6 protein-coding genes are annotated in these 6901 nt (G+C 73.2%); 4 read left to right on the top strand and 2 right to left on the bottom strand.

Annotated features, from left to right (window positions below; translation table 11 throughout):
- Window positions 1-288: 288 nt before the first annotated feature.
- Together GCU69_RS06675 and GCU69_RS06670 are read right to left on the bottom strand one after the other, a co-directional pair.
- A complete protein-coding gene (locus GCU69_RS06675) occupies window positions 289-1350 on the bottom strand; it encodes a lactonase family protein (protein ID WP_156205388.1) in 1062 nt (353 codons plus the stop codon).
- Window positions 1351-1450: 100 nt separating this feature from the next.
- Window positions 1451-2932 (bottom strand): FUSC family protein, encoded by a 1482-nt coding sequence (locus GCU69_RS06670; RefSeq protein WP_176604540.1) that lies wholly within the window; start codon window positions 2930-2932, stop codon window positions 1451-1453.
- 346 nt (window positions 2933-3278) lie between these two features.
- On the opposite strand from GCU69_RS06670, the gene GCU69_RS06665 reads away from it, so the two are divergent.
- The 4 genes from GCU69_RS06665 to ctaF all read left to right on the top strand — a co-directional run bounded on the left by GCU69_RS06665 (window position 3279) and on the right by ctaF (window position 6877).
- Window positions 3279-3764, top strand: a complete 486-nt coding sequence (locus tag GCU69_RS06665; RefSeq protein WP_098750464.1) for an Lrp/AsnC family transcriptional regulator — start codon at window positions 3279-3281, stop codon at window positions 3762-3764.
- Window positions 3765-3816: 52 nt separating this feature from the next.
- On the top strand, window positions 3817-4506 hold the full coding sequence (locus GCU69_RS06660; RefSeq protein WP_098750465.1) for an HAD family hydrolase: 690 nt from the start codon (window positions 3817-3819) through the stop codon (window positions 4504-4506).
- Between the two features lie 278 nt (window positions 4507-4784).
- On the top strand, window positions 4785-6497 hold the full coding sequence (gene ctaD, locus GCU69_RS06655) for an aa3-type cytochrome oxidase subunit I (RefSeq protein ID WP_098750466.1): 1713 nt from the start codon (window positions 4785-4787) through the stop codon (window positions 6495-6497).
- Complete coding sequence (ctaF, locus tag GCU69_RS06650) at window positions 6494-6877, top strand: aa3-type cytochrome oxidase subunit IV (protein WP_098750467.1); 384 nt, start codon at window positions 6494-6496, stop codon at window positions 6875-6877. Before ctaD ends, ctaF begins: the two co-directional genes overlap by 4 nt.
- Window positions 6878-6901: the final 24 nt, after the last annotated feature.

Here is a 6901-nt window from a genome sequence, read left to right as displayed (position 1 = left end):
CGCTTCCGTGGGCCGCCGCGGGATTCCGCCGGGCCGGAACGCGACAGGGCCGAGCCGGGACAGGGCCGAGCCGGGGCGGGCCCGGCCGGTCGGACGCCGGACCGGATCAACCCGGGCGGGTCGGGGCGGCAGCGGTCGGACGAGCCGGCCGGGGCCGGACCAGCCGCGACAGACGGTGCGGACCAGTCCAGTCCGGCCCAGCCAGTCCGGTCGGTCGGTCCGGTCGGTCCGGTCGGTCCAGTCCAGTCGGTCCAGTCCAGTCGGTCCAGTCCAGTCGGTCCAGTCCGGTCAGGCCCGTTCGGGCCGGCCGAAGACCACACAGGAGGCGGCCGGGGCCTCCAGGGACCCCGAGCGCCGGGGAACGCCCGTGGCCGGGTCCACCGTGAACCAGGTGACGTCCCCCGAGCGCTCGTTGGCCGCGTACAGCGTGCCGCCGTCCGGGCCGAGCGCGAGATGGCGCGGCCAGTGCCCGCCGCAGCCGACGGTGGTGACCAGCCGGGGCGTTCCGGCCGGGCCGTCCAGGGCGAGCACGGCGATGCTGTCGTGTCCCCGGTTCGCGGCCCAGAGGAAGCGGCCGTCCCGCGAGATCACGATCTCGGAGGGGAACCTCTCCCCCTCCGCGCCGGCCGGCACCACGGGGCTCTCCCCGGCCGGCGTCAGTTCGCCGGTCTCCGCGTCCCAGCGGCAGGCGGTGACGGTCGGTTCCAGCTCGTTGATCACGTACGCCCGGTCGCCCGCGGGGTGGAACACCAGATGCCGCGGGCCGCTGCCAGGCCGCAGTTCCGTCTCACGGTGCGGGTTGAGGGACCCGGTCCGCGGGTCGAGGGCGTGGACGTACACGGAGTCGGTGCCGAGGTCCACCGCCAGGACCCAGCGCCCGGAGGGGTCGGGCAGCACCGCGTGCGCGTGCGGGCCCTCCTGGCGTCCGGTGTTCGGGCCGCTCCCCCGGTGCCGGTGTACGGCGGTGGGTGCGCCGAGGCCGCCGTCCTCGCGGACGGGGAGTACGGAGACGCTGCCGGAGCCGTAGTTGGCGGTGACCAGGTGGTCCGCCGCGAGGGCCAGATGGGTGGGCGAGTCGCCGCCGACGGGCACGGCCCGGCCCATCGGGGCGGGCCGGTCGCGGTCCGCCCCGAGGTCCAGGGCGACGGCGGCCCCGTCCTCGGTCTCACTGACCGCGTAGAGCGTCCCGCCGTCGGCGGAGAGCGCCAGGAACGAGGGGTCGGTGACCGCGCGGGTGCTGTGCAGCGCGCCCAGTGAGCCGTCAGCGCCGACGGACGCCGTGGTGATGCCGTGTCCGCCCGCCGAGGTGAACGACCCGATGTACGCCCTCGCCGCCCTGCCGCCGCCCATGGTCCGGCCTTCCGCTGGTCCTGCCCGCTGTGACGCGGCAGACTGTATCAGGCTCTGTACCATGCTTCGCCGGACTCCGGGAGGCCGGCCCGGACGGTGCTCAGAACGGCACGAGCGGTGAGCGCGGCGAGCTCTTGACGGGCGCCGCGAGCCGCAGGAGCGCCGCCTCCAGGCCGTGCAGACAGGCCAGCGCCCGATCGGTGCCGAGGGGCGCCTGCGCGGCCGCAGGAGGTACCGCGCCCGGGGTCAGCAGCGCCTCGACGGCTGCCTCCACCCGCAGGCAGGCCGCGGTGAGCCGGGAGTCGTGGCCCGCGTCGCGGTCGGCGGCGATCGCCGCCAGCTCGCGGACCTGGCCGGCGCACTCGTCGAGCAGGGTGACGATCCGCCGGGCCCGGCTCCGGCGTGCGGTCAGCGGGCTGAGCGGGTGCAGCAGCGGGGCCACGGACACCCGCACCCGCCCGAGCAGCAGCTCCAGCTCGGCGACGCGGCGGGCCGGATCCGCCCCGGGGTCCCCGGCCAGCCCGCGGGCCGCCTCCGCCGTACAGGCGCGTACGCAGATCAGCGCCCGCTGGATCCAGCCGTCGGTCGCCGCGTGGGTCGTCACCGGCAGGACCACGGCCACGGCCAGGGCGGCGGCCAGGGCCCCGGCGAGCGTCTCCTCCAGGCGCAGCACGAGCAGCGCCGGGTCGAGCACGCCGAGCAGGCCGTAGCAGAGTCCGGCCATGACGGTCACGAAGAACATCATCCAGCTGTAGGACAGCGCGGCCGTGTAGAAGATGCCGAAGACGCAGACGGCTGCGACGACCGCCGTCGGCACCGGTGCGCCGTGCAGCGGCAGGGCGGTGACGAACCCGGCCGCGATGCCCGCGAGTGTGCCGAACACCCGCCGCCAGCCGCGGACCAGGGTCTCGCCGCGGGAGGCGGTGTTGACGAAGATCCACCAGGCGGCGCCGACGGCCCAGTACCAGCGGTCGCCGGAGAGGATCTGCCCCGCCGCGAGAGCCAGCCCGCAGGCGACGGTGGCCTGGAACGCCTGCCGGGTGGTCGGCCGGGACAGGCCCCGGCCGCCGGGCGGCGCGGGCACGGCCGCCGGCGGGGTGCGGCGTTCGAGACACCAGGGACCGAAGCGCACGGCACCAGCCACGGCGACGGCCAGCACGACGGCCGCGCCCAGCCCGGGCAGCTGCGCGGGCTCCGTGTGCAGGAACTGCACGGCGAAGAACATCATGAAGGCGAAGATGCCGAGCGCGTGGCCGCGCGGACCCCAGCGCCTGGCGTACACCCCGCCGAAGACGACGGCGAGGAACGCGGCGTCGCGCGCCGGCGGCAGTTCCTGCAGAGCCGTGGCCAGGGCCAGCACCGGGAGTCCGGCGACCGGCAGGAGCGCGGTGGTGACCGCCTGCCGCCGTACGGTGGCGTCGCCGACGGTGAAGAGGGCGAGCAGGGCCGCGAGGCCGCTGGTGATCGAGGCGGACAGCGAGAGCCCGGACGCCCCGGTGGCAGCGATCGCGAGCCCGATGCCGAGCACCGCCCGCAGCGAGACGCGCAGCCGCAGCAGGCCCGGGTCCGGGGCGGTGAACATGGTGCGGAGCAGCGGGACGGCTCCCCGGGTCGGTCGCGGCACAGCGGTGTCCCCCTTCTGCTTCCTCTGCTTCACCCGTGTCGTGTCTCTTCCTCCGCGTCACCCGTGCCGGCCGCGTCGCCGCGGGGCACGGGGCGGACGCCGCTGCCGGGCGTCCGTGGCACACATGGGAAAGGCGCTGCGGGGCCCGGACCGGCTTCCTTGCCGTCCGGCGCAGCCCAGCGCAACGCCATCGATACGAACAGGAAAGCATCTGGCGGGACATTGGCTCAACTCAGCCACACCGTGCTGGGCCATTGGTACAGTGATCGAGGATTTTCGCCGACCTCAAGGGAGCCGTTGGCCCATGGCCGCCGTGGACTCGCTCGACACCCGCATCCTGCGGCTGCTGCTGGAGCAGCCGCGCACCAGCGTCCGGGAGTACGCCCGCCTGCTGGGCATCGCGCGCGGAACACTCCAGGCGCGTCTGGAGCGTATGGAACGGGACGGTGTCATCACCGGCTCCGGGCCGCACCTCTCCGCCGCCGCCCTGGGCCACCCGGTCCTGGCGTTCGTCCACATCGAGGTCACCCAGGGGCACCTCGTGGACGTGGGGGACGCGCTGGCCGAGGTGCCGGAGATCATCGAGGCGTTCTCGGTGACCGGCGGCGGGGACCTGCTGACCCGGGTCGTCGCCCGCGACAACGGGCATCTGGAGGACGTCATCCAGCAGCTCATCCAGCTGCCGGGCGTGGTCCGCACCCGTACCGACGTGGCGCTGCGCCGCCGCGTGCCGTACCGGATGCTGCCGCTGGTGGAGTCGGTCGGCCGGGCGGCGCGGCGCCCGGCCTGAGCGGCGGGCGCCCGCTGCCGGCCGGCGGCGGCGCCCTTGGCATGCTGGAGCCATGAACGCCCCGTCCGGCACCCCGCACGTGATCTTCGACCTCGACGGCACCCTCGTCGACAGCGAGCCGAACTACTACGAGGCGGGACGCCGGCTGCTCGCCCGGTACGGCGTGCACGACTTCGACTGGGCGCAGCACACCCGCTTCATCGGGATCGGCACCCGCGAGACGCTGGAGACGCTGCGCGCCCGGTACGCCCTGGACGCTCCCCTCGGGGAACTCCTCGCCGGGAAGAACCGGCTCTATCTGGAGCTGGCCGGTGCCGCGACCGAGGTCTTCCCGCAGATGCGGAAGCTGGTGGAGGCGCTGCACGCGTCGGGGGTGCCGATGGCGGTCGCGTCCGGTTCCTCCCGGGCGGCGATCGAGGCGGTCCTCGCGGTGACGGGGCTGGACGCGCTGATCCCGGTGACCGTGTCGGCGGAGGAGGTCGCGCGCGGCAAGCCGGAGCCGGACGTCTTCCTGGAGGCGGCGCGCCGGCTCGGGGCCGCCCCCGCCGACTGTGTGGTGCTGGAGGACGCGCCGCCCGGCGCCGAGGCGGCCCGGCGCGCCGGGATGCGCTGCGTCGCCGTTCCGTACGTCCCGGAGACGGCCGGCGATCCGGCGTTCGCAGCGGCCGGGCTGCTGTTCGCGGGCGGGCAGCGGGAGTTCGACGCCCGGGCGGCCCTCGACTGGATCACGGGACCGCGCTGAGCCGGCCGTCACCGGCGGCCGGTGACAGGCCGCCGGCCCGGTCTCCGCGTGTGCCGTCCGGCGGCACGGGCGGCCCTGGGCAAGCAGCCGGCCCGGCTGGTACGGCCGGGCCCGGCCGCCCGGGCCGCGGGCCGCGGGGCTCCGCGTCCGGGTGACCCGCAGGCCCGCGCAGGCGTGGCGGCACCGGAGCCGGCGGCGCTTTTCCGGACACTGGCCGGGCATGGATCGCGTCGCTCCGGGCACCGGGCTCCGAGGCAGCCCGGTGGTGTGGAGGTCGGATGAGCGTGGAGGCGGAACAGGAGGCGGCGGCTCCGCCTCCGGCCGGTGAGCGGTCGCTGCGGGTGGGCAGGGCGGTGGTGCGGTGGCTCACCACGACCGATCACAAGGTGATCGGGAACATGTACCTGGTGACGTCGTTCGCCTTCTTCCTGCTGGCCGGGCTCATGGCGATGCTGATGCGGGCCGAACTGGCACGGCCGGGCATGCAGATCGTCTCCGAGCACCAGTACAACCAGCTGTTCACCCTGCACGGCACCATCATGATGCTGCTGTTCGCGACCCCCACCTTCACCGGCTTTGCGAACGCCGTCATGCCGCTGCAGATCGGCGCCCCCGACGTCGCCTTTCCCCGGCTCAACGCCTTCACCTACTGGGTGTTCCTGTTCGGCGGGCTGATGGTCGTCGGCGGCTTTCTCACGTCGAACGGCGCGGCGGCCTTCGGCTGGTTCGCGTACGCGCCCCTCAACCGGCAGGAGTTCTCTCCCGGCACCGGCGGTGACCTGTGGACGGTCGGACTGATCGTGGCCGGACTGAGCACCATTCTGGGGTCGGTCAACTTCATCACCACGATCGTCTGCCTGCGCGCGCCGGGCATGACCGTCTTCCGGATGCCGCTGTTCACCTGGAACGTGCTGTTCACCTCGATCCTGGCGCTGCTCGCCTTTCCCGTGCTGACGGCGGCGCTGTTCGCGCTGTACGCGGACCGGCGGTTCGGCGCGCACGTCTTCGATCCCGCGAACGGCGGTGCCCTGCTGTGGCAGCACCTCTTCTGGTTCTTCGGCCATCCCGAGGTCTACATCGTCGCGCTGCCCTTCTTCGGTGTCGTCACCGAGATCATTCCGGTGTTCAGCAGAAAACCGGTCTTCGGATACCTCGGGCTGATCGGCGCGACCATCGCCATCACCGGGCTGTCGGCCACCGTCTGGGCCCACCACATGTTCGCCACCGGCGGTGTGCTGCTGCCGTTCTTCTCCCTGATGTCCTTTCTGATCGCCGTACCCACCGGCGTGAAGTTCTTCAACTGGATCGGCACCATGTGGAAGGGCTCGCTGTCCTTCGAGACCCCCATGCTCTGGTCGGCCGGCTTTCTCGTCACCTTTCTGCTGGGCGGTCTCACCGGCGTGCTCATCGCCTCCCCGCCGCTGGACTTCCACGTGACCGACACGTATTTCATCGTGGCGCACCTGCATTACGTCCTGTTCGGCACGATCGTCTTCGCGACCTTCGCCGGTTTCTACTTCTGGTGGCCCAAATTCACCGGGAAGATGCTCGACGAACGGCTCGGGAAGATCCATTTCTGGACGCTTTTCGTGGGCTTCCAGGGCACCTTCCTCGTCCACCACTGGCTGGGCGAGCAGGGCATGCCCCGGCGGTACGCCGACTATCTGGCCGCCGACGGGTTCACCGCCCTCAACACCATCTCCTCCATCAGCTCCTTCCTGCTCGGACTGTCCACGCTGCCGTTCCTCTACAACCTCTGGAAGACGGCGCGGTACGGCGAACGGGTCACCACGGACGACCCGTGGGGCTGGGGACGGTCCCTGGAGTGGGCCACCAGCTGCCCGCCGCCCCGGCACAACTTCCACGCCCTGCCCCGGATCCGCTCCGAGTCGCCCGCCTTCGACCTGCACCATCCGGAGACGGCGGGCGCCGGGCACCGTCCCCCCACGGGCTCGTCCGGCCATCCGGCGGGGAAGCGGGCGGACCGGTGAAGACGGAGGCGTACCTGTTCACGGGCGTGGCGGTGTTCTTCGCCGCTGTCACCGCGGTCTACGCCTGGGGGTCACTGGAACCGGCCGGCACCGCGGTCCTGCTGGTCTCCTTCCTGATGGCCTCCCTCGTCGCCGCCTTCCTCTGGGTCCAGTGGGCCCGCGCGGGCAAGCGGCCGCAGGACACCCGGGAAGCACCGGTCCACGAGGGCGCCGGGCCGGTGGACTTCTTCTCCCCGCGCAGCTACTACCCGGTGCTCACCGCGGCCGGCACGGCGCTGCTGGGCCTGGGCATGGTCTACGGGCTGTGGCTGTTCCTCATCGGCATCGGGGTCGTCGCTCCCGGCATCGCCGGATTCGTCTTCCAGCACAACGACCGCTGACCGGCTGACAGGAAGGGGCGCGGC

Source organism: Streptomyces lycii (assembly GCF_009735685.1).
GTDB lineage: Bacteria > Actinomycetota > Actinomycetes > Streptomycetales > Streptomycetaceae > Streptomyces > Streptomyces lycii.
This window is presented reverse-complemented; position numbering and strand designations above follow the sequence as displayed.